We start from the raw sequence: 957 nt of genomic DNA, 5'->3' as shown, positions 1-957 counted from the left end.
TCTATGTTCCGCCGCAACGCAAACATTTCGAGGAAATCACATGCGCTATCTCCACACCATGGTCCGTGTCGCCGACATCGATGCCTCGCTCGATTTCTACTGCACCAAGCTTGGCCTCAAGGAAGTGCGCCGCCACGAAAACGAACAGGGGCGCTACACGCTGATCTTCCTCGCCGCGCCCGAAGACGAGCAAAGCGGCATCGCCGACAAGGCGCCGCTGATCGAGCTCACCTACAATTGGGATCCGGAAGACTACAAGGGCGGCCGCAATTTCGGCCACCTCGCCTACGAGGTCGACGACATCTACGCCACCTGCCAGCAGCTGATGGACCAGGGTGTCACCATCAATCGGCCGCCGCGCGACGGCAACATGGCCTTCGTCAAGTCGCCGGACGGCATTTCGATCGAGCTTTTGCAGAAAGGCCCGGCCAAGGCCAAGGCCGAGCCCTGGGCGTCGATGCCGAACACCGGAAGCTGGTAACCAATCACAAGATCGAGGGCGGGTACGACCGAGACGGACATTATTATGGCGTTTCTCGAGATCGCGCCTATCTGTCCGGCGATCACGCCTGCTTTCCGAAATTGGCGCATCTTGCCTTAGGAGAAATCCATTCATGCCGACCAGCCATGTCGATGTCGCCACTGAACATGCGAGCCGTTATCTGCAGCAGCTATGCAAGCATTGGGCGCACAAGTTTCCGGTCGAGTTCGATCCGAACCACGGGACAATCGATCTCTCACTGGGTCGTGCGGTTCTGGATGCCGATGCGGCAGCGCTGCATATCGCGGTAACCGCTGACGAAGCCGGCTCGCTGGAGCGCCTGGAAACGGTCGTCGCCGACCACATCAAACGCTTCGCTTTCCGCGAAGAGCTGATCTTCGATTGGAAAAGGGCCTCGGCAGCGTAGGCGACCACGTTCAGCCGTCTCGGCCGGCTAACTCCAGCAGCGCCCGCAC

Annotated in this window: 2 protein-coding genes; both read left to right on the top strand. The window is 60.0% G+C overall.

Annotation, left to right across the window (positions count from 1 at the left end):
* Positions 1-40: 40 nt before the first annotated feature.
* Entirely contained in the window at positions 41-481 is a 441-nt protein-coding gene (gloA, locus tag EOA85_RS36070) for a lactoylglutathione lyase (protein ID WP_127212790.1), read from the top strand.
* Positions 482-614: 133 nt separating this feature from the next.
* On the top strand, positions 615-908 hold the full coding sequence (locus tag EOA85_RS36065) for a DUF2218 domain-containing protein (protein ID WP_065008185.1): 294 nt from the start codon (positions 615-617) through the stop codon (positions 906-908).
* The last annotated feature ends 49 nt before the right edge of the window (positions 909-957 follow it).

The organism is Mesorhizobium sp. M5C.F.Ca.IN.020.29.1.1, assembly GCF_003997375.1.
Classification (GTDB): domain Bacteria; phylum Pseudomonadota; class Alphaproteobacteria; order Rhizobiales; family Rhizobiaceae; genus Mesorhizobium; species Mesorhizobium wenxiniae.
This window is presented reverse-complemented; position numbering and strand designations above follow the sequence as displayed.